Genomic DNA, 22,425 nt, shown 5'->3' on the forward strand with positions numbered 1-22,425 from the left:
GCTATACATAAGCTATTTACTCTCACAGGCTAAATACACCAACTAACTTATCTAACCCTGTTGATCTTACTGATCTTATAGGTGTCATGCAGAAAAAAAAGTACGCCTGCCGGGAACGCAATGAACACAAACAAGAATGTTCGCAACCCTGGACGAGGCACAACGTAAGATTTATTTCGCAATGAAAACCTGACAAAGTTTATCGCAGACTTTAGTTTTTCAGAAAAGACAGTGAGCGTTGAAAGCTCTTCGAAGTATACAAGCGTTGCTCCAGAAGGGTTATTAACTCTTAATTTCACCGCTGCATGGGTCAGGCCATCAGCACGGTATATTTTCCGGCATAGTTTTTCGTTAACAAAACGAGCTGAATAATGTTGAGATATTCGATTCCAAACAAGACTTTCTGCTATGAATTTCTCATCAGGAAAAACTGGAAATTTAAAGTCTTTTAATACTCGGGTTACATTAATTCCCCATTTGTCACCAAATGAACGCAACCGGCGCTGTTCATCAAGGGTAATACCATCAATAGGTGACTCAGGGTATTCACGTCCTAGCACAGTACCGTCTTCCCCAAAGCACAAGACAGATAGCGTAGAGAATTGATTCCTTTGGTTCGAGGGAATACCTTCCCATAGACTCTTGAATCGTTCCAACGCATTGCTCACACAACTATCATCCGAGTCAAAAACGAGAAATAATTCACCAACAGCGTGCTCAACCGCTAAATTATGAGCTACGTGCTTACCTTGATTATGCTGATAAAAATACCGAATATTTAATATGCCATCAGCAATCCATTCTTGGACTAATATTCGAGTATCATCACTTGAACCATCATCTATTATTATCCACTCAAAATCTTGAAATGTTTGAGATTGGAGAGCCTCGTAAACTTTTGGCAAAATATAGGCGCGATTCAGGGTAGGCGTGAACACTGTAAAATACGGCACATTTTCAATCATTTCTTATACTTCATCTTTAATGAGACTAGCAATTTAGACAACATGATCTTGCACCCCCACATATCCATAATGATTAGTGCAATAGCATAAACCATACCACCTACTAAAACCTTAACAGCCAAGCTCAACAACGATATATCCAGAGACAAGCTTCCAACGGAAATAATCATGCATGCAAACGCTACAAGCAACTTAGCTGTGTCTTTATAGGGTAGCGTGGGCATAGGAAATACTTTCCTCCCCAATATCCAACTCAATCCCAAGGCCACAGCGAAAGCAATAACCGTGGAAATGGCGGCGCCTAACATCCCATATTTTGGTATCAACCAGAAATTCAACGCTATATTAATAATGGCACACACGAAAACAATGAACATTTGTACATGTGTAGATTGAGCCAATTGAAAAGCATAATCAAAATAATAGGACTTCATTGCGCTTATGAAAATAGCCAGCGCAATCCAAGGAATGATTCTTTCTGCCTCTACACTGAATCGTGATCCCATCAACGTATTGGCCACTTCAGGGGCAACCATACACAAACCACCCGAAACGGGCAAAGCCACTGCCAAAATAAAGAGAAACGATTTACGCAGTTGGGCTTGAGCGCCCTCTACACCGTGCTTGGCCATCGCACTTATTACTAACGGTAAAGCTGCTAAATTTACTACCGCCGCAAGTGTGCCTATGGAGTACTGACTAATTTCATATGCAGCAGAATAGATCCCAACCGCCTCAATTCCAATTATCCGCTCGATGAAGAAGCGATCCGAAGCGTCTATAACAAAAATCAACAAGTAGGTTATGGTCAAAGGTGCACCATATGTCAGCAACTTGCTCAAAACTGGTTTATCTATAAACCACCAGGGTAATTTACTCCATATATTTTTACTCAAGAAGCTGGCAGACGCAAACCCTAACATTATTGATACTAGTATCCCTTCTGCCCCAAAACCAAGATACGCGCTCAACACGCCTAATACAAAACCAACAACACTTTTTAGGGTCAGAATCTTCCCATAATCTAAAGGATTTAGATTGGCATTTTGTATTCTAAGGTTTAGATCATTCCATCCTTGGATGGCGCATAAACTCCCGACCGCCCAAAGCACAACACCGTATGAACCTAAATAACCCATCAACCAAATTGCTAATGTACCTCCTATCAGTATAAGTGACACACATAGCGATAGTGTACGGGCGGTCGCGAGTAAATTCATACGCTCCTGCGCGTTTTCTGCCGACGGCAAATAACGGCCTATGCCCAGACTTATCCACTGGAGAAAAACCGCATTGCCCAATCCAGCCACTAAAATGCTTAATGAATAAACACCATATTCTTCAGGCGACAATATATGTGTAAAAATCACAAGCGATAAAAGTGACAAAACTGCGGGAAACAGTTTAACTACAAGATAAGTTATTCCGTGTTTTGCTAACACGCAATCATCCTTTTATACATAATACTAATACGATGAAAGTGTAGTACCAGGCAAAGCATCATTAACTATTAGCACCTACAAAACCAATGTACCAAGGCATCGCCTTTTCAACCCCGGCCACCATTCCAAATTCAGGTTTATACCCCAATAGTGATTGGATCTTGCTTATATCCGCTTGAGAATGGCGTACATCACCTGCGCGAAACTCTCTATATATCGGCTTTTTATTATAAACAACGCCACATTGAGCTAGAGTTTCTTGAAGAGTCGAGTAAAGTAGGTTCAATGTAGTACGCCCACTAACAGCGACGTTAAAGACTTGATTTTTTGCACTTTCACTTACTGTCGTCGCTGCCAGAATGTTAGCTTGGACGGTATTCTCTATAAAACAGAAATCCCGACTGGTCTCACCATCACCATTAATATAAATGTCTTCATTTTCAATCATTGCTGCCGCCCACTTAGGAATCACGGCGGCGTAGGCACCCTCTGGATCTTGGCGCTGTCCGAAAACATTAAAATACCTCAGACCAATCGTATTGAATCCGTAACAGCGGGCGAAAACATCAGCGTAGAGTTCGTTGACATATTTAGTCACTGCGTAGGGAGATAAAGGCTTTCCTATTATATCTTCTACTTTCGGTAGACCTGGATGATCGCCGTAGGTTGAACTGCTAGCTGCGTAAGTAAAACTTTTAACTTTTGCATCTCGTGCAGCGACCAGAATATTCAAGAAACCATCGATATTTGTGCTATTTGTTGTTATTGGATCATTCAAAGATCGGGGGACCGAGCCCAATGCTGCCTGATGTAAAACATAGTCAACACCCTGACATGCATTTTCACAATCTGTTAATTTACGAATATCACCGTTTATAAAGGTAAAGTTGGACCATGCTTCCCCCCCTACCTTAAGCTTCACTTCGTCAAGATTACGTTGATGGCCCGTAGCAAAATTATCAAGCCCAACCACTCTCTGGCCTAAACCTAAAAGGAACTCAAGTAAGTTAGAACCTATAAACCCAGCCACACCAGTGACCAACCATACTTTCGGTGATTGCTTTAAAATATTTTGTACATTCTCATATTGAGACATTGTCGGATCCGCATGTGGCTGAGTTAAAAAAACTAAAATTACAAACGTATATCAGACTCTTCACGATCCAAAAGGTATTTCAAGTCAAAAAGTACGTGATCAATCTTCCCAAACTCGCGAATTCTGGAAGCTCCATACTCACGAAACTCATTGTGTGCAACTGCAAGCACGATACCGTCATATTTATTATTTTCCGGGCACTGCACTGGACGTATACCGTACTCTTCATCCGCTTCGTGTGCATTTACCCAAGGATCAAAAACATCGACAGCGATATTGTATTCTGCCAACTCGCGAACGATATCTACAACTCTTGTATTTCTCAAATCTGGGCAGTTCTCTTTGAACGTAAGTCCCATGATCAGAACACGAGCTCCCTCAACGTGAATACGTTTCTTGAGCATTGCTTTAACAAGTTGCGAGACAACATAAGCACCCATACCATCATTCAAGCGGCGACCGGCGAGAATAATTTCTGGATGATAACCGATTGATTGTGCCTTGTGAGTGAGGTAATAAGGATCAACTCCAATGCAGTGTCCGCCAACTAAACCAGGTCTGAAAGGTAAGAAGTTCCACTTTGTACCCGCTGCCTCGAGCACGGACTCAGTATCAATACCCAACTTATTGAAAATAATCGCCAGCTCATTGATTAGTGCAATATTTAAATCACGCTGTGTATTTTCAATGACTTTGGCAGCTTCAGCAACTTTGATGCTGCTGGCCTTGTGTGTACCAGCAGTAATAATTTGGTTATAAAGCAAGTCGACCAAGTCAGCTGTTTCAGGGGTTGAGCCAGACGTCACTTTTTTAATTGTAGTAACGCGATGTTCCTTATCACCCGGATTAATTCTCTCGGGGCTGTAACCGGCAAAAAAATCAACATTAAATGTCAAGCCCGAGACACGCTCCAATACAGGAACGCAGTCTTCTTCTGTAGCGCCTGGGTAGACAGTGGACTCATAAATTACAATATCACCTTTCTTCAGAACTTTACCTATAGTTTCTGAAGCTTTGATTAAAGGTGTCAGATCTGGTTTGTTATGTTGATCTATCGGAGTGGGAACTGTGACAATAAATGTGTTACAGGCCGACATCTCGCTTACATTGCATGTATAACTCAGCCCCACAGACTCTTTCAGTTCACTATCACTCACTTCAAGTGTTGAGTCACTCCCTGATTTAAGGGCATTGATACGTGGCTGATTAATATCAAATCCCACTACCTCACGATGCTTGCCGAACTCAACAGCCAACGGCAAACCCACATAACCCAATCCAATAACGGCGAGTTTCAATTCATTCAAGGAGTGCATACTTTTAACCTTTCCAACATCTAAATATAGGGTTTAAACAACTGACAAAGACACTTCATTCACATCGATGATGCTTCAGCGTCTTTAGCGCTTACTATATATCCACCTGTATCAGGCCACTGAATTGCTAGAGAAGGATCACTCCACAAAATGGTGCCTTCAGAGGACTTATCATAATAATTCGTCGTTTTATAAAGGAAATGAGTATCATCCTCTAACGCTACAAACCCATGTGCAAATCCTTCAGGAATCCACATCATATATTTATTAGAGGCATCTAGTCTCTCACCCACATACTTCATATAAGTTGGTGATTCAGGTCTGATATCGACAGCCACATCGTACACAGCACCTTTGATCACCCTTACTAATTTTCCTTGTGCATAGGGCTGCTTTTGATAATGCAACCCCCGTAATACACCTTTCTTCGAACAGGAATGGTTATCTTGAACAAAAGGACTGGGACAGGCAACATTATGTTCCGCTAGCAGTTCATGAAAAAGAGCAGCATTAAAACTTTCCATGAAAAAACCGCGTTCATCAGAATAGACCGATGGCTCAAACACCAGGACATCCGGGATGGCAGTTCGTATTACTTTCATTAGGCGCTTTGCTCATTCAGGATTTTCTTCAGGTATTGCCCATAACCCGTTTTTTTATAAAATTCCGCTTGATTGTATAACTGAGTAGTGTCAATCCAACCTTTATTAAAGGCAATCTCTTCAAGGCAAGCCACTTTCAAGCCCTGGCGTTGCTCAATGGTATGCACAAAATGACTCGCTTCGAGGAGGGACTCGTGAGTGCCAGTGTCCAACCAAGCAAACCCGCGCCCTAACATTTCTACAGTCAAACGTTTCTGTTCCAGATAGGCGCGATTCACGTCTGTAATCTCAAGCTCTCCCCGAGGGGACGGTTTGATATTTTTGGCTATTTCTACTACTTGATTATCGTAGAAATACAAACCCGTAACTGCATAGTTGGATTTAGGCTTTTCTGGTTTCTCTTCAATACTCAATGCACAACCCGTGGCATCGAACTCGACAACCCCGAAGCGCTCAGGGTCTGAAACATGATAACCAAACACCGTTGCACCAGTGGCCTGCGACATGGCACTTCTCAAATTATCCGAAAAGTGCTGACCATAAAAAATATTATCCCCAAGGATCAAACATACAGAATCAGCGCCGATAAATTCTTCACCAATAATAAATGCCTGCGCCAATCCATCAGGACTCGGCTGCTCGGCATAACTCAACTCGATTCCGTATTGACTACCATCCCCCAGTAGTTTTTTAAAGCAAGGTAAATCTTCAGGCGTAGAAATTATCAAGATTTCACGCATCCCTGCCAGCATTAATACCGAGAGCGGATAAAAGATCATGGGCTTGTCGTAAATAGGCAGCATCTGTTTGGAGACGCCCAGAGTCAGAGGATGCAGGCGTGTACCTGAACCTCCTGCGAGAATGATGCCTTTACGGTTCGGGGTGGTCATCTCTAGAACATTTCCTTTTCTATTCTGTACAGCACCTGCAGCGCCGGCAGGTGAATGATTAAATGGTGTTATCTCTTGAACACGCTACCGCCCCAGGATTGATCGTCAATTTCCTGAGAACGGTACAAATTCTTCATTGCCCAGGCCTGTTGCCCGAGTACTGCTTAGCCGTTGACGATTGACGTCATCGGCAGACTGATCTTATGTTGACGGTTCATTAAATTAATCAGGAGTATTACCCTCTCCTCACCGTCCATGCACATGAAAATTGAGTCAAGCCCCGCAAAACCTTCATCGCTTACCGTGACTTTATCACCCGGCATTAAGGGTGAAAGAACAGCAGTTTGAGCACGTGCTTGCAGCCGCTCGACCAGCCCCTGCCCTACTGGCACTGGCTGCCCCCCAAACGCAACCACGCGTGCTACGCCGCGACTGGAACGCAAGGGAGCCCAATTAGCACCGCTAGGCATACGTATGAACAGATAGCCTGGAAACAAAGACTCTTGGACGACTTTCTGCTTGCCGCGCACCTCCCGAAGGCGCTGACAGGCAGGGCGTGAGCATTCATAGCCCTGGCGCACGAGATTTTCTTCGGCACGCTCGTCCTGTCTCGGCTTACATTGCACCAGGTACCAGTCACACTGCCTGAATGCGGTGGATTGGTCCGGTGTGGTAGTTGTTATATCCATTTACCCAACATTAAACATCTTCCATGGCTGCAATCATGTTTATCGCTGCTTATCGAACTGCTGGCTTTGAAGGGCTGACTGAGGATCGCTTGTGGGTATCAGCACGTCCACTGGCAGATTTTGAGTGGCATAAAGCTTCGTGAGTTCCCGTGCCAACGCCTGTTTAGCGCTTATTTCACCGTGCACTAAATGAATTTGCTTGGGCCATGAATTCATGCCGGACACAAAACTCAACAAGCCTGATTGATCCGCATGCGCTGAGTATCCGCCAAGGGTCGTGATGCCTGCCCGAATACTACAGTTCTCTCCATCAAGCTCAACATACCCTCCACGCGGGCCGTATTTTTGTATGGCGTATCCGGGGGTACCCCGTGCTTGATAGCCAATAAACAGAACATTATGCCGCGGCTCACCCAACATCGCTTTGAGGTAATTTACGATGCGACCATTGGAGCACATGCCATTTGCCGCAATGACTATCGCAGGACGACCGGTACTGCTCAAGTAATTCACCGTCTGCATATGCTTGGCGTGGCTATCGATAGTAATAAGCTGCCGAAAGTGCAAAGGCTTCCTTCCAGAGCTGGCTCGCTGTTGCGCGTCAGTACTCCAGAATGTCTCCAGTTCGCGATACACTTCTGTCAATCGACTTGCCAGTGGCGAGTCAATTATTACTGGGACTTGCGGCCAATTGATTGGCAAAGACACATCGTCACCTGCGCTCTCCCTGCCAGGGACGATTAATGATTTGCGATGGAGAATGTCTTCAATCTCGTAGAGAAGATCCTGGGTACGACCCAGGCTGAAGGCAGGTATCAAGATCGTGCCATGATCCTCAAGGGCTTTGTCGATGGCATGTTCCAGCAAAGCTTGACGCTTTTTTCTGTCTTCATGCAGGCGATCGCCGTAAGTGCCCTCAAGGATCAAAATGTCAGCACGCTCAGGGGAACGCGGGCTTGCTATTAACGCCGTGTGTGAAGCGCCAATATCACCGGAAAATACAAAGCGCTGGTCAGTTTCAGTCTCTGGGTAGCGTACGTCGCACTCAACAAAAGCAGAACCGAGTATATGACCGGCTTGCTGCAAACGAACACGCGCATGCAAGGCTTGGGACTCAGATACACAGAACCATTGGTCAAACGGGATGGCTATTATCTGTCGGCGAACCTGCTGCAGGTAACGTTGTACAGTGTGAGCATCACGACTGAACACAAGTTTGAACGCATCCTCCAGCACTAAAGGAAGTAGTTTGGCCGAAGGCTCACTGCAAATGATCGGACCTTTGAAACCTGCCGCCAGTAAATAAGGAATGCGCCCGACGTGATCTGCATGAACATGAGTCACGACCAGTGCGTCGACTCCTTCCAGGGAAAACGTTATTTCACCGCCACCTTCTTTCTGATCAATCCCTTGAAACAGGCCACAGTCAATTAACAGACTGCTATGAGCGTCCATCTTTAATTGGTGACATGACCCAGTGACGCCATCAATTGCGCCATGGTGAAGGATGTGCGGATATGGCATAAACTTGCTCTCGATACAGCTCCATGAAGAGGCAATTAGTCCACAAATAACGCCAGCAATCATCTGGCGTTAATGCTTTTCAGGGCCGATCGTTTTGCAAAACCTTTCCGCTGTTGGGTGCTCCGCTGCCGTTCCCCAAGGTCGCAGGGAGGACTGGCGAAGCGGAGGCATGAAGACTGGCGTTTCGCGCAAGCATAAAGTAGCGAACAAGTACGATTAGCACACCGAGCATTGCTCCTAGTACTAAACCTAGCAGCAAGATCAACGCTTTTCTTGGCTTGATCGGCGATGTGGGTGCCAGCGCTTTACGGTCCACCGACACTAGCTTCAACGCCGAGATGTCGAGATTGCTCAAATTACCCAACCTGACCACTTCTGCACGAAGCGGCTCCACACCTTTCAGGAACACATCTTCATTCTGGCGTTGCTTGAGCACTTCGACTTCACGATTGCTTTTCAGCAACTGCAATTCTTTGGCAATCTGGGCGACTCGACTTTCGGTGAAGTCATCCGTTTTCCGTTGTTGCAAAGCTGAGCGCTCGGCTTCAAGCGCTTCTACGCCCATAAAATACAACGGAATTTGTTGATTGTTGATTTCCGTTCGCATCACGCTGGAGTCACCCGTGCGCGCAGAATCACCCAGCGCAGAAGGCGTAGTTGGTTTCTGAATACCCAACGACTTCGCGATACCAATTGCCTCTGTCAACTGAGCCATTCTGTCAGTGCGTCGCATTTTTAACTGCTGACGCAGGGCTTTCAACTCGTCTTCCAGCCTCACACGCTTAAGCGTATCGGCCTCCTCAAGTGTGGCAATACGCGCTTCCTTGTCATTCTCATAACTCGAACGCGCAGCATTGATCTTGCCCTTGAGCTCAGTTAAACGGTTGTTAACGATAACCGCCAGATCCGCTGCAATTTGCTCACGCTCAGCTTTGATTGCGTAGTCGACGAAGCCATTGAGTATCTTTACGCCATCCACCCCTTTAGGGTAATTCAGCTCCAAACTGATAAACGAGGTCAGGGAGTCTGATTTTTTGGGATCCGGCTGCATAAGACGGAGCGAGTCGCGATTGAACTCCTCGAAACTTTGCTCAAGGGTACGACCCGGTCTTTTGAACTCACTGAAAAGCTCTTGATTGTCGCGGAAGAAACCAAGGCGCGAATCATACGACTCGAGACTGGCTCCCACTTTTAACAAGGCTTCGTTTGGCGGAAGCGGATAAACGCCCGAACGATTGAGGGCATCAAGCTCGTTGATAGCCGCTGGCCGCAGCACACTGGTGACTTGGTATTCTGGGGTTACAGCATAGGCATAACCGAGAGCGATAAGCCCACTGACGACGGTAGCAGCGATAACAATTGCCTTTTGCTTCCAGATTGCCTGAAACAAAGCAAAGAGATCGACTTCATCTACTGATGAACCACGGGGGATCCGGGAAATACTAGTCACAACAAAGGCCTGCCTTCAAAAAGAAACTGCGGGCTCGTTATGCAGAAATTTTCTTACGTGCTTAATTTTCTAATTTTTTTCATCAGAGCTTGCGTCACTGCGCACCTGAAGAAGCACAAAAATAGCTGGCAATCGAGAACAGACCGGATTTTGCCAGTTTTACCAAACAATACAAGACTTGACTAGAAACTCACGCACCTGTGCGAACGATCCTACAGAAGATGGCCGCACAGCCCATCGAGATATTCGCCGCTTGGACGTCTTCAGCTTTCGCACATCACTCGGACCACTTGGCGCTAGAACATGACGCAAAACCTTAATCAGAGCGCAGCTCACGCTTCAATGCGGTTCGCTTGCGCCAGTAAACCAACATGCCAAGAAGAGGACCTATCGCCAGACCGACGAGCAACGCACCGACAAAATAGAGCGCAGTCGATAGCGGCGGAGAGTGCCAGCCAAGGAATGTCAAAGACGTGGTTTGTTGATTTTCAAGAATAAAAATCACCACGCCAAAAAAAATCAGCAGAGCGACAACGCTCAACACAGCCTTTTTAAAAATATGCATGGGCGCCTCCTTTTCCCACAAGGATCAATTGTCGTCTTCCTCTTCTTCGTTCACGCGGTCGCGTAACTCTTTGCCAGGCTTGAAATGCGGGACGAATTTACCGTCGAGCCGCACAGACTGACCGGTCTTGGGGTTTCGGCCCACGCGGGGGGCTCTGTAGTGTAGCGAGAAGCTGCCGAAACCACGGATCTCGATGCGATCTCCAGTAGCCAGACATTGTGACATTTGCTCAAGCATGGTCTTGATAGCCAGCTCAACATCTTTGGATGAGAGCAGCCCTTGATGGGTGACAATTCGTTCGATCAACTCCGACTTCGTCATATTTTTCCCTTCTTTTTCAAGCAGCTAGATCAGCGCTTCAAAGGTTTTAGCACGATCACAACAATTTGAACAGCCCAGGACTTGACTATCTTTGCGAGAACAGATGCAACATGTGAGCAGCTCTTTATCGCACACCGACAGACCTACATAGCGTCACCGAGCAGTTCTCGAACTCTCCCAGACACGCTATATGCGGCCTAACGCAAAGCTCACAAGGTTACCCCTGCAATTGCGCAGCACCGTACACGCTCGCTCACAGCCGCCACACCGGCGCATCTCAAATTTCAGACACAAAAAAGGGCGACCGAAGTCGCCCTTTTTCTATGGTCAATCAGAACTTAGTTCTGTTTTTCCATTTGTGCACGCAGCAGGTCGCCCAGAGTGGTCGGACCAGCAGCAATGTCAGAGGTAGCTGGCTTGTCGCGCAGGCTCTGGATTGCTTCTTTCTCTTCAGCATCATCTTTCGACTTGATGGAGAGTTGGATTACGCGGCTTTTGCGGTCAACGCTGATGATCTTGGCTTCTACTTCTTCGCCTTCTTTCAGAACGTTGCGCGCGTCTTCAACGCGGTCACGGCTGATTTCGGAGGCTTTCAGAGTCGCTTCGATATCCGGAGCCAAAGTGATGATGGCGCCTTTAGCGTCAACTTCTTTCACGATGCCCTTAACGATTGCGCCTTTGTCGTTCTCTTGAACGAACTCGGAGAACGGATCGCTTTCCAGTTGCTTGATACCCAGGGAGATGCGCTCACGCTCTGGATCAACAGACAGGATAACGGTGTCCAGCTCGTCGCCCTTCTTGAAACGACGTACGGCTTCTTCGCCCACTTCGTTCCAGGAGATGTCGGACAGGTGAACCAGGCCGTCGATGCCGCCGTCCAGACCAATGAAGATACCGAAATCGGTGATCGACTTGATGGTGCCGGAGATTTTATCGCCCTTGTTGAACTGGCCAGAGAAATCTTCCCACGGGTTAGATTTGCACTGCTTGATGCCCAGGGAGATACGACGACGCTCTTCGTCGATGTCCAGAACCATAACTTCCACTTCGTCGCCGACTTGTACGACTTTCGAAGGGTGGATGTTTTTATTGGTCCAGTCCATTTCGGAAACGTGTACCAAACCTTCAACGCCTTCTTCCAGCTCAGCGAAGCAGCCGTAGTCGGTCAGGTTGGTTACACGAGCGGTAACACGAGTACCTTCTGGGTAACGAGCTTTGATAGCAACCCATGGATCTTCACCCAGTTGCTTCAGGCCCAGGGAAACACGATTGCGCTCGCGATCGTACTTCAGAACCTTGACATCGATCTCGTCGCCAACGTTGACGATTTCGGAAGGATGCTTGATACGCTTCCAAGCCATGTCGGTAATGTGCAGCAGGCCATCGACGCCACCCAGATCGACGAATGCGCCGTAATCCGTGAGGTTTTTAACGATACCTTTAACTTGCTGACCTTCTTGCAGGGATTCCAGCAGAGCTTCACGCTCAGCCGAGTTCTCTGCTTCAAGAACGCTGCGACGCGAAACAACAACGTTGTTGCGCTTCTGGTCAAGTTTGATGACCTTGAATTCCAGCTCTTTGCCTTCCAGGTGCGTGGTGTCGCGCACTGGACGAACGTCAACCAGAGAACCTGGCAGGAACGCACGGATGCCGTTAACGTCGACAGTGAAGCCGCCTTTAACCTTACCGTTGATAACGCCCTTAACCACTTCTTCTGCTGCGAAGGCTGCTTCCAGAACGATCCAGCATTCAGCGCGCTTGGCTTTTTCACGGGACAGTTTGGTTTCGCCAAAGCCGTCTTCGACCGCGTCCAGCGCAACGTGAACTTCATCACCGATGTTGATGTTCAGTTCGCCAGCGTCGTTGTGGAACTGTTCCAGCGGGATGAGGCCTTCAGACTTCAAACCAGCGTGAACGGTTACCCAACCAGCTTGGTAATCGATATCAACGATGATAGCGGTGATGATAGAGCCTGCCTGAAGATTCAGGGTTTTTAGGCTTTCTTCAAAGAGTTCTGCAAAGCTTTCGCTCATTTTAATTCCTGTTGAATAAGGGCGAAGGAATACGCCCATCAGCCACACTCCAGACAATGTGGGTTACGTTCATATAAAAGAAGGCAAACAGGACTATTTCTGGTCTCCTGCCTGCTTTCTTGGTCATCCGGCAATATCGCGAAGTGCGATTTCACTCATGATGCGTTCAAGCACCTGCTCGATTGACAACTCCGTAGAGTCCAGCTGTATGGCATCAGCCGCCGGCTTGAGCGGGGCTATTGCACGCTGCGTGTCACGCTCATCACGGGCACGAATCTCTTTCAGCAGACGCGGGAGACTAACATCATCGCCCTTGGCCTTCAACTGCAAGTAACGGCGGCGCGCTCGTTCCTCGGCGCTCGCCGTCAGAAAAATCTTCAGCGGAGCGTCGGGAAAAACCACTGTACCCATGTCCCGACCATCGGCCACGAGCCCCGGCAACTCACGAAATGCACGCTGACGCTCGAGCAAAGCCGCGCGCACAGCGGGTAGCGCCGCCACCTTTGAAGCTCCGGCCGCCACTTGCTCACTGCGGATGGAATGAGTTACATCATCGCCTTCCAGGATAATGCTCGCCGCCTTGCCATTCGTCGCCCCGACGAATTGCACATCAAGATGCGCTGCCAATTTGCTCAGCAAAGGCTCGTTTTCCAGCGCAACGCCGTGATTGGCCGCAGCGAAAGCAAGCAAACGGTACAAGGCGCCCGAATCCAGCAACCGCCACTTCAAATCGTTGGCCAGACGCCCCGCTACCGTCCCCTTGCCTGAGCCGCTCGGCCCATCAATGGTAATGACCGGTGCCGGGCTGTTCACGACTGCGCCTCTTGAGCGACCCGCATGCCAACTTGCTTGCACAGTGCCAGGAAGTTAGGGAAGGAAGTCGCCACATTGGCGCAATCATGGATACGTATCGGTGCCGTGGCACGCAGGGACGCCACACTGAAGGCCATCGCAATGCGATGATCACCATGCCCGTGCACCTCACCACCACCGATGGTGCCGCCATCAATAATGATGCCATCCGGCGTCGGCTCACACTTGACACCCAGAGCCAGCAAACCGTCCGCCATGACCTGAATACGATCAGACTCCTTGACTCGCAGCTCTTCTGCGCCGCGCAGAATCGTTCTGCCTTCAGCCACGGCAGCGGCCACGAACAATACCGGGAACTCATCAATGGCCAACGGCACAAGCGCTTCAGGAATTTCGATCCCTTTTAGCTTGGCCGCCCGCACTCGCAGATCCGCAACAGGCTCACCGCCCACCTCACGCTGATTCTCAAGGGTGATATCAGCCCCCATCAAACGCAGAATGTCGATAACACCTGTGCGGGTCGGGTTGATGCCGACATGCTCCAGCAACAGGTCAGAGCCTTGCGCAATCGATGCAGCCACTAAAAAGAAAGCCGAAGACGAGATATCACCCGGCACTTCAATATGAGTCGCCGTCAGCTTATGGCCAGACTCAACCGAAGCTGTAGGGCCATTCACCGTAACCGGGTAGCCGAAGCCTTGCAGCATACGTTCGGTATGGTCGCGAGTAGGCGCCGGCTCAGTGACCGATGTTTTGCCTTCGGCATAGAGACCCGCCAGCAGTAAGCAGGACTTAACCTGCGCACTGGCCATCGGCAAGGTGTAATCCATCCCTTTAAGGGTATGACCACCACGGATGGTCATTGGCGGACGACCTTCAGCCGCGGTTTCAATGACGGCGCCCATTTCGCGCAATGGATTAGCGACGCGATTCATCGGACGCTTGGTCAGAGAAGCATCGCCCGTCAGGGTGGTATCGAAGTTTTGCGCGGCCAACAAGCCGGACAACAAACGCATCGAGGTACCCGAGTTACCCAGATAGATAGGCCCTGGCGGCGCTTTCAAGCCGTGTAGCCCAACGCCATGAATGGTAACGCGACCTTCATTTGGCCCTTCAATCACCACACCCATGTCGCGGAACGCTTGCAGCGTTGCCAGTGCGTCTTCGCCCTCCAGAAAACCCTCAACCTCGGTCGTGCCTTCAGCCAACGAGCCGAGCATGATCGAACGATGAGAGATGGATTTGTCACCTGGTACACGAATACGGCCAGAAACTTGGCCACCAGGATTTGCCAGGAAAATCAGATCATTTGAATTCATAGGGTCCACATATGCCCGGCGGGCCAGGATTTTACTGAAATGCTCGCGAGCAACACGTGCGCGTGTAAAAACGCCCAGCAATTGATGCCCATCCCCTGCATCGACCGCGTCGCGCAAGGCGTCGAGATCAGTGCGAAATGTATCTAATGTGCGCAGCACCGCTTCGCGATTTGCGAGAAAGATGTCATGCCACATTACCGGGTCGCTTCCGGCGATTCTTGTGAAATCCCGAAAACCTCCCGCTGCATAGCGAAAGATATCCAGATTCTCATTGCGCTTGGCAAGAGAGTCCACCAAGCCAAATGCCAGCAAATGCGGCAAATGGCTGGTTGCTGCCAAAACTTCGTCGTGGCGCTCAACCTGCATATGCTCAACATCAGCCCCAAGGGCACGCCACAGCGTATCAATCAGGGCCAATGCTTCAGGATCGGTCTGGGCTACAGGCGTCAAAATAACTTTATGGCGCTCAAACAAACTGGCATTCGATGCCTCAACCCCGCTTTGCTCAGAACCGGCAATGGGATGACCCGGCACAAATCGCGCCGGCATGCCACCAAAGGCTTGAGTCGCAGCGCGCACTACATTGCCTTTGGCGCTGCCCACATCGGTCAGTACAGCATCACCGAGATCCATGCCGGCCAGCAGACCGAGCATTTTCTCCATGGCCAGAATCGGGACCGCCAACTGAATGACATCGGCCCCGATACACGCAGCAGCCAAGTCAGGCTCACAACGATCGACCACGCCCAGTTCTACCGCCCGAGCGCGCGAAACTGCATTCAGATCGACACCCACGACCTCACGGCATAATCCGCTTTCGCGCATGCCCTTGGCAAAGGAGCCACCGATCAGGCCCAGACCCACAACCACCAGGCGCCCCACAATAGGTGTAACAGGTTGCAACGACATGACATCAACCACGAACAAGGACCTTGGCCAGCGCTTCAAGAAGGCGAGCATTCTCGGCCGGCAAACCTATGGTGATACGCAAGTGGTTCGGCATGCCGTAATTGGCCACCGGGCGCACAATGACGCCTTCACGCAACAGGCCTTGATACACAGGAGCGGCCAACTGACCGAGATCCAGCGCAATAAAATTGCCCCGGGACGGAATCCAGCCCAGGCCCAACTCGCGAAAACCTTCCTGTAGTTGGTGCATACCCGCGTCGTTAAGACGACGGCTTTCTGCAAGATAGTCGGCATCCTGCAGCGCGGCACAGGCCGCAGCCAGTGCAAAGCTATTCACATTGAAGGGCTGACGGACGCGATTCAATATATCCGCCACCACGGCGCTCGACAGCGCGTAACCCACACGCAAGGCTGCCAGGCCGTAAGCCTTGGAGAACGTACGTGAAACCAGCAGGTTGGGGTAAGCCGAGAGAAACTCCAGACCATCTGGCAGCTCGCCACCCTCGGCGTACTCGATATAGGCCTCATCCAGCACCACCAGCACGCGCTCAGGCACATCCTGCAAAAACTCATTCAGCGCATTTGCATCGAACCAGGTTCCCGTTGGGTTGTTCGGGTTCGCAATAAAAACAACACGGGTATTGTTGTCTATCGCCTTGAGCATGGCCTGAAGGTCGTGCCCCCAGTCCTTGGCTGGCACCACGTGCGCATCAGCCCCCACGGCCTGAGTGACGATTGGATACACAGCGAACGCATGCTCACTGAAGACCGCATTCAAGCCCGGCGCCAGATACGCGCGCGCGACCAGCTCCAGAATATCGTTCGAGCCATTACCCAGCGTGACTTGGTCCAGCTGCACGCCACACTGGCTAGACAACAGACTCTTGAGAGCAAAGCCGTTACCGTCTGGATAACGCGTCAGCTCGGCCAGCTCGCCTTGAATGGCTGCCAGCGCCTTGGGGCTCGCGCCCAAAGGGTTTTCATTACTCGCCAGTTTGACAATGGTCGCCGGGTCTATATCCAGCTCACGCGCCAGCTCATCCACAGGCTTGCCCGGGACGTATGGAGAAAGTTGTTGTACGCCCGGCTGCGCCAGGGCGAGAAAATCACCGCTCATGTTATGACTGCCTCACAGAACCGCTTTCGGGTAGGAACCCAACACTTTAAGCGCCACGGCTTCTTGACTGATTTGTTCCAGAACACTTTTGACCAGTGGGTCGCGGTGATGGCCAGCAAAATCGATGAAGAATACATAGGTCCATTTACCGCTACGCGAAGGCCGCGTCTCGATACGCGTCAAGTCGATGCCGTTCTCGTGAAATGGCACCAGCAATTCATGCAAAGCGCCCGGACGGTTACTCATCGATACAATGATCGAGGTTTTATCATCGCCGGTCGGCGGCACTTCCTGGTTGCCAATCATCAAGAAACGCGTGGAGTTATCCGGGCGATCCTCGATTTTCTCGGCCAGACGGGTCAAGCCGTACAAGCCCGCCGCCATATCGCCAGCAATGGCCGCCGAATTCCACTCACCCTTGACCCGCTTGGCCGCTTCGGCATTGCTTGATACAGCAATACGCTCGACATTCGGGTAATGCGCGTCCAGCCATTTGCGGCACTGAGCCAATGACTGCGCATGGGAGTAAATACGACTGATGCTGTCGGTCTTGGTGTTCTCACCTACGAGCAAATGGTGGTGGATACGCAGCTCGACTTCGCCGCAAATCACCATATCGTGCTCAAGGAAGCTGTCCAGCGTGTGGTTCACAGCCCCCTCGGTGGAGTTCTCAACCGGCACCACGCCAAAATTGACAGCGCCAGCTGCGACTTCACGGAACACCTCATCAATGGCCGCCATTGGCTTGCTGATCACAGCATGACCAAAGTGCTTCATCGCCGCCGCTTGAGTAAAGGTGCCTTCAGGGCCCAGATAAGCCACTTTCAGCGGCTGCTCCAGCGCCAGGCAGGACGACATGATTTCGCGGAACAAACGCGCCATCTCTTCGTTGCCCAACGGCCCCTTGTTGCGTTCCATGACTCGCTTGAGCACCTGAGCTTCACGCTCCGGGCGATAAAAGACCGGCACTTCACCCTCAGCCAGCGAAGCCATTTTGACGCGCGCCACTTCTTGTGCGCAGCGAGCGCGCTCACTGATCAGCTCCAGAACTTTTTCGTCCAGGCTGTCGATGCGTACGCGCAGCGCTTTGAGTTCTTGCTCGGACATTAGCCGTGTTCCTTTTCGAACTCTGCCATGTAAGCCACCAGCGCGTTAACCGCATTGATGTCTACAGCGTTATAAATCGAAGCGCGCATTCCGCCCACTGAGCGATGCCCCTTGAGGTTCAACAACCCACGCGCCTCGGCACCCACCAGAAACGGCTTGTCGAGACGGTCATCCGCCAGGCGGAACGGCACGTTCATCCACGAACGATCAGGGGTGTTGATCGGGTTGCTGTACAAGCCACTGGCATCAATAAAGTCATACAACGTACGTTTTTTGACTTCATTGAGCTTGCCGATTGCTTCAACTCCACCCTGCTCTTTCAGCCACTCAAACACCAGGCCGGACAAATACCAGGCCAGTGTCGGCGGCGTGTTGTACATCGAGCCATTGTCGGCTGCGACCTTGTAGTCCAGCATCGTCGGGCAAATCGACCGGGCACGGCCCAGCAAGTCTTCACGAATGATGTTGACCAAAATACCGCTCGGGCCGATGTTTTTCTGGGCACCGGCGTAGATCATCCCAAAACGCGACACATCAATCGGACGCGACAGAATGTCCGAAGACATGTCTGCAACCAGTGGCACATCGCCCGTTTCTGGAACCCAGTCAAACTCCAGGCCGCCGATGGTTTCGTTGGGCGCATAGTGGACATACGCAGCATTCTTGGAAAGATTCCACTCGTTCTGGCCCGGAATCGCAAAGTAATCGTAAGGTTTGGCACTGGCCGCCACATTGATGTGGCCAAAGCGCGAACCTTCTTCAATCGCTTTTTGCGACCAGATACCGGTATCGATGTAGTCGGCAGTACCGCTTTCGGGCAGTAGATTCAACGGAATCTGGGCAAACTGCTGGCTCGCGCCGCCCTGCAGGAACAGCACTTTGTAATTCGAGGGAATAGACAGCAGGTCACGCAAATCCTGCTCAGCCTTGGTCGCAATGGACACGAACTCATCGCTTCGATGGCTCATCTCCATGACCGACAGGCCCTTGCCATGCCAGTCAAGCAATTCTGACTGGGCCCGCAACAGGACAGCTTCAGGGAGCGCAGCAGGACCTGCGCAGAAGTTATAGGCTCGTTTGCTCACATCCACTCTCGCTCTGATTTGGTGGGTCACGCAATTAATTGGTTGGCGGCACATCATTGAGCGCACGATCGAGCCTGCTTGTGATAGCGGTGTAACAGTCAGCATGGATGTTGAGTGTTAGTCAGTCATCGCCAGCACGCTCGCTGCGCACATACAACAAGGGGGCGAATCTTCATCCGCCCCCTGTGTGTCCGCTTATTCCTGCGGCTGCTCTTCGTCAGCGCCTGTCTCTAGCGGCTGCTCATCATCAAGACCGTCGCGAACGGTCTCGCCTTCGAGCTCAGTACCACCTTCGCCTTCGCCTTCAAGCTCTTCACCCTCGACTTCCGACGGCTCCTGAACTCGCTCAAGCCCTACCAACGTTTCATCGCTGGCCAGTTTGATCAAGGTGACGCCCTGAGTGTTACGACCCAGGCTCGACACTTCATCAACACGGGTACGAACGAGTGTGCCCTGATCGGAAATCAGCATGATTTCTTCGCCGTCCTGCACCTGAACCGCACCGACCAAACGGCCGTTACGCTCATTGCTGACCATGGCGATGACACCCTGACCGCCACGCTTGTATTCAGGGAACTCACTGATCGGCGTACGTTTGCCATAACCACGTGCCGAAGCAGTGAGAATCTGGCTACCTTCTTCCGGGATCAGCATCGAAATAAGCTTCTGACCTTCTGGCAGGCGCATGCCGCGCACACCACGAGCCGTACGACCCATTGCACGCACGTCAGACTCTTTGAAGCGCGTAACCTTGCCGCCGTCGGAGAACAGCATGACTTCGCGCTCGCCATCCGTGATAGCGGCGCTGATCAGCACATCACCTTCGTCCAGTTCCAGCGCGATCAAGCCGACGCTACGCTGACGGCTGAAGGATTCCAGCGGGGTCTTCTTCACGGTGCCATTAGCGGTTGCCATGAAGATGAAGTGACCTTCGGTGTATTCCTCGACCGGCAACATGGTGGTGATGTACTCACCCTCATCCAGCGGCAGAAGGTTGACCAGCGGCCGACCACGAGCTGCACGGGAAGCTTCAGGGATTTCATACGTCTTGAGCCAGTACACCTTGCCTTTGCTGGAGAACAGCAACAGCGTGGTGTGACTGTTGGCAACCAGCAGGTGAGCAATGTAGTCCTCATCCTTGACGCCAGTCGCTGATTTACCCTTACCGCCGCGACGCTGTGCCTGATACGCAGCCAGTGGCTGAGTCTTGGCATAGCCGCCATGGGAAATCGTCACAACGCGCTCTTCTTCCGGAATCATGTCGCCCAGCGTCAGGTCGAGACGATGATCAAGGATTTCAGTACGGCGCACGTCGCCATATTCAGCGCGGATGACTTCCAGCTCTTCGCGAATCACTTCCATCAGACGCACAGCGCTGTTGAGGATGCGGATCAACTCACCAATCTGGTTGAGAATTTCCTGATACTCGGCCAGCAGCTTTTCGTGCTCCAGACCGGTCAAGCGGTGAAGACGCAACTCGAGAATCGCTTGAGCCTGTTCTGGCGACAGGAAGTACTTGCCGTCGCGCAGGCCGTATTGCGGATCAAGGTTCTCTGGGCGGCAAGAATCGGCGCCAGCACGTTCAACCATGGCCACAACTGCCGTTGATTCCCAAGGCGTGCTGATCAGCGCTTCCTTGGCTTCAGACGGGGTTGGCGAGGCTTTGATCAACGCAATAACCGGATCGATGTTGGACAGGGCAACGGCCTGGCCTTCAAGGATATGACCGCGCTCACGGGCTTTGCGCAGCTCGAATACCGTACGACGCGTAACCACTTCGCGACGGTGACGAACGAATGCTTCAAGCAGATCCTTGAGATTGAGGATGCGCGGACGACCGTCGATCAGGGCAACGATGTTAATACCGAACACCGCTTGCAGCTGAGTCTGAGCGTACAGGTTGTTGAGAATAACCTCCGGCACTTCGCCGCGACGCAATTCAATGACAACACGCATGCCGTCTTTGTCGGACTCGTCACGCAGCTCGGTAATACCTTCGAGCTTCTTCTCTTTAACCAGCTCGGCGATCTTCTCGATCAAGCGCGCCTTGTTCAACTGGTAAGGGAGTTCGGTGATGACGATCTGCTGACGACCACCGACCTTGTCGATGTCTTCGATCATCGAACGGGCGCGCATGTAAATACGGCCACGACCGGTGCGATAGGCTTCGATGATGCCGGCGCGACCGTTGATGATCGCAGCCGTCGGGAAGTCCGGGCCCGGAATGAACTGCATCAGTTCATCGATGCTCAGTTCCGGGTTGTCGATCAGCGCCAGGCAACCATCGATGACTTCACCGAGGTTGTGCGGCGGGATATTGGTGGCCATGCCCACAGCGATACCGCTGGAACCGTTGACCAACAAGTTGGGAATGCGCGTTGGCATGACAGCCGGGATCATTTCCGTGCCGTCGTAGTTCGGCACCCAGTCCACGGTTTCTTTATGCAAGTCGGCCAGCAGTTCGTGGGCCAACTTGGTCATACGTACTTCGGTGTATCGCATCGCAGCAGCGTTGTCGCCGTCGACCGAACCGAAGTTGCCTTGACCGTCTACCAGCAGGTAGCGCAGGGAGAATGGCTGAGCCATTCGAACGATGGTGTCGTAAACCGCGGTATCACCATGTGGGTGATACTTACCGATTACGTCACCGACCACACGGGCAGATTTCTTGTACGGCTTGTTCCAGTCGTTATTCAGTTCGCTCATCGCGAACAGCACTCGCCGGTGCACGGGCTTCAAGCCATCACGTGCATCAGGCAGTGCGCGCCCGACAATTACGCTCATCGCGTAGTCGAGGTAGGACTGTTTCAGCTCGTCTTCGATATTGACCGGGAGGATTTCTTTGGCCAGTTCGCCCATGAGAAGCCTGATTCCTTTTTCGGGTGAAACTTCGCCACATCCATTCGGGATCAACGAAGCTCGCCACTGCTGACCATGTGCCATACAGCGACTTACGACAAATCAATACGTTATGTCACGGATTTGCGCATTAAGGGCACCCTTGACGGGCAACCCTGGAAACCGCCGAATGTTATCACAAACGCCGCCACGCACCTATCCCTGTGATGCGCATGGAGCGTAGTAATTCAGCCGTTTATAGGCCTGAGAGGCCTCAGGAGGACTCTGAAGGCGATTTGAAGCCCGTAGTCGATGCCAAAGACTGCGAAAAGTGGCAGCAGGAT

At 50.9% G+C, this 22,425-nt stretch carries 18 protein-coding genes; all 18 read right to left on the reverse strand.

The features are described 5' to 3' along the window. Positions 1-47: 47 nt before the first annotated feature. Positions 48-965: a glycosyltransferase family A protein gene (locus tag EQV93_RS09260; protein WP_240891428.1), complete on the reverse strand. Its 918-nt coding sequence runs from the start codon at positions 963-965 to the stop codon at positions 48-50. Further along, positions 962-2,407: a lipopolysaccharide biosynthesis protein gene (locus EQV93_RS09265; protein ID WP_240891429.1), complete on the reverse strand. Its 1,446-nt coding sequence runs from the start codon at positions 2,405-2,407 to the stop codon at positions 962-964. The genes EQV93_RS09260 and EQV93_RS09265 overlap by 4 nt, the downstream gene beginning before the upstream one ends. A gap of 61 nt (positions 2,408-2,468) precedes the next feature. After that, positions 2,469-3,503, reverse strand: a complete 1,035-nt coding sequence (locus tag EQV93_RS09270) for an NAD-dependent epimerase/dehydratase family protein (RefSeq protein ID WP_240891430.1) — start codon at positions 3,501-3,503, stop codon at positions 2,469-2,471. 38 nt (positions 3,504-3,541) lie between these two features. Beyond that, entirely contained in the window at positions 3,542-4,819 is a 1,278-nt protein-coding gene (gene tviB, locus EQV93_RS09275; RefSeq protein WP_240891431.1) for a Vi polysaccharide biosynthesis UDP-N-acetylglucosamine C-6 dehydrogenase TviB, read from the reverse strand. A 59-nt stretch (positions 4,820-4,878) separates the two neighbouring features. Beyond that, complete coding sequence (rfbC, locus tag EQV93_RS09280) at positions 4,879-5,421, reverse strand: dTDP-4-dehydrorhamnose 3,5-epimerase (RefSeq protein ID WP_240891432.1); 543 nt, start codon at positions 5,419-5,421, stop codon at positions 4,879-4,881. Continuing rightward, positions 5,421-6,311: a glucose-1-phosphate thymidylyltransferase RfbA gene (rfbA, locus tag EQV93_RS09285; RefSeq protein WP_240891433.1), complete on the reverse strand. Its 891-nt coding sequence runs from the start codon at positions 6,309-6,311 to the stop codon at positions 5,421-5,423. The genes rfbC and rfbA overlap by 1 nt, the downstream gene beginning before the upstream one ends. Before the next feature lie 164 nt (positions 6,312-6,475). Beyond that, on the reverse strand, positions 6,476-7,000 hold the full coding sequence (gene rfaH, locus EQV93_RS09290; protein WP_240891434.1) for a transcription/translation regulatory transformer protein RfaH: 525 nt from the start codon (positions 6,998-7,000) through the stop codon (positions 6,476-6,478). A gap of 39 nt (positions 7,001-7,039) precedes the next feature. After that, positions 7,040-8,524 (reverse strand): MBL fold metallo-hydrolase RNA specificity domain-containing protein, encoded by a 1,485-nt coding sequence (locus EQV93_RS09295; RefSeq protein ID WP_240891563.1) that lies wholly within the window; start codon positions 8,522-8,524, stop codon positions 7,040-7,042. Positions 8,525-8,603: 79 nt separating this feature from the next. Then, complete coding sequence (locus EQV93_RS09300; protein ID WP_122783298.1) at positions 8,604-9,974, reverse strand: Wzz/FepE/Etk N-terminal domain-containing protein; 1,371 nt, start codon at positions 9,972-9,974, stop codon at positions 8,604-8,606. Positions 9,975-10,290: 316 nt separating this feature from the next. Beyond that, positions 10,291-10,539 (reverse strand): lipopolysaccharide assembly protein LapA domain-containing protein, encoded by a 249-nt coding sequence (locus tag EQV93_RS09305; RefSeq protein WP_122783297.1) that lies wholly within the window; start codon positions 10,537-10,539, stop codon positions 10,291-10,293. A gap of 24 nt (positions 10,540-10,563) precedes the next feature. Next, a complete protein-coding gene (ihfB, locus tag EQV93_RS09310) occupies positions 10,564-10,860 on the reverse strand; it encodes an integration host factor subunit beta (protein ID WP_240891435.1) in 297 nt (98 codons plus the stop codon). A gap of 338 nt (positions 10,861-11,198) precedes the next feature. After that, entirely contained in the window at positions 11,199-12,893 is a 1,695-nt protein-coding gene (gene rpsA / locus EQV93_RS09315) for a 30S ribosomal protein S1 (protein WP_122783295.1), read from the reverse strand. 123 nt (positions 12,894-13,016) lie between these two features. After that, positions 13,017-13,706, reverse strand: coding sequence for a (d)CMP kinase (cmk, locus tag EQV93_RS09320; RefSeq protein WP_146383745.1), 690 nt, complete (start codon positions 13,704-13,706; stop codon positions 13,017-13,019). Next, a complete protein-coding gene (locus EQV93_RS09325; RefSeq protein ID WP_240891564.1) occupies positions 13,703-15,910 on the reverse strand; it encodes a bifunctional prephenate dehydrogenase/3-phosphoshikimate 1-carboxyvinyltransferase in 2,208 nt (735 codons plus the stop codon). The genes cmk and EQV93_RS09325 overlap by 4 nt, the downstream gene beginning before the upstream one ends. 28 nt (positions 15,911-15,938) lie before the next feature. Continuing rightward, positions 15,939-17,051: a histidinol-phosphate transaminase gene (hisC, locus tag EQV93_RS09330; protein ID WP_122783293.1), complete on the reverse strand. Its 1,113-nt coding sequence runs from the start codon at positions 17,049-17,051 to the stop codon at positions 15,939-15,941. A 12-nt stretch (positions 17,052-17,063) separates the two neighbouring features. Then, on the reverse strand, positions 17,064-18,158 hold the full coding sequence (gene pheA, locus EQV93_RS09335; RefSeq protein WP_122783292.1) for a prephenate dehydratase: 1,095 nt from the start codon (positions 18,156-18,158) through the stop codon (positions 17,064-17,066). Further along, positions 18,158-19,243 carry a 3-phosphoserine/phosphohydroxythreonine transaminase gene (gene serC / locus EQV93_RS09340; RefSeq protein ID WP_122783291.1) on the reverse strand — a complete coding sequence of 362 codons (1,086 nt, stop codon included), beginning with the start codon at positions 19,241-19,243 and terminating at the stop codon, positions 18,158-18,160. The genes pheA and serC overlap by 1 nt, the downstream gene beginning before the upstream one ends. Before the next feature lie 195 nt (positions 19,244-19,438). Further along, positions 19,439-22,102, reverse strand: a complete 2,664-nt coding sequence (gyrA, locus tag EQV93_RS09345; RefSeq protein WP_146383747.1) for a DNA gyrase subunit A — start codon at positions 22,100-22,102, stop codon at positions 19,439-19,441. Between the last annotated feature and the right edge of the window lie 323 nt (positions 22,103-22,425).

The sequence above is a fragment of the Pseudomonas sp. TMW22091 genome, from assembly GCF_022496705.1.
GTDB classification, from domain to species: Bacteria; Pseudomonadota; Gammaproteobacteria; order Pseudomonadales; family Pseudomonadaceae; genus Aquipseudomonas; species Aquipseudomonas saxonica.